This window comes from Methylocella tundrae, assembly GCF_901905185.1.
In the GTDB taxonomy this organism is placed as follows: Bacteria; Pseudomonadota; Alphaproteobacteria; order Rhizobiales; family Beijerinckiaceae; genus Methylocapsa; species Methylocapsa tundrae.
This window is the reverse complement of record NZ_CABFMQ020000025.1, coordinates 1-424: the sequence shown is the minus strand read 5'-3', so window position 1 is coordinate 424 and position 424 is coordinate 1. Positions and strand designations below refer to the sequence as shown.

General features: G+C 68.2%; 1 pseudogene. It reads left to right on the top strand.

The features are described 5' to 3' along the window. Positions 1–424, top strand: a pseudogene (locus MPC4_RS04160) (hypothetical protein); the annotation flags it as partial.

Below are 424 nucleotides of genomic sequence, written 5' to 3'. Positions count from 1 at the left end.
TTCCTGGCGCAGCCCGCGCACTGGCGCGTGATGGCCGACCTGCTGCTGCTGTCCCTGTTCGCCGGGCTCTACAGCGTGCCGATGTACGCGCTCATCCAGATGCGCAGCCAGCCCACGCACCGCGCGCGCATCATCGCGGCCAACAACATCCTGAACGCGCTCTTCATGATCGCCAGTTCGGTGATCGCCGGCGCGCTGCTGTCGGCCGGCTGGAGCGTGCCCCAGGTGTTCCTCTTCACCGGCATCGCCAACGCGCTGGTGGCGGGCTACATCTTCCTGATCGTGCCGGAATACCTGCTGCGCTTCGTGGCCTGGGTGCTCTCGCGGCTGGTGTACCGCTTCCGCGTGACGGGCGACGCGCACATTCCCGCGCAGGGCGCGGCGGTGCTCGTCTGCAACCACGTGAGCTTCGTCGATGCGGTGC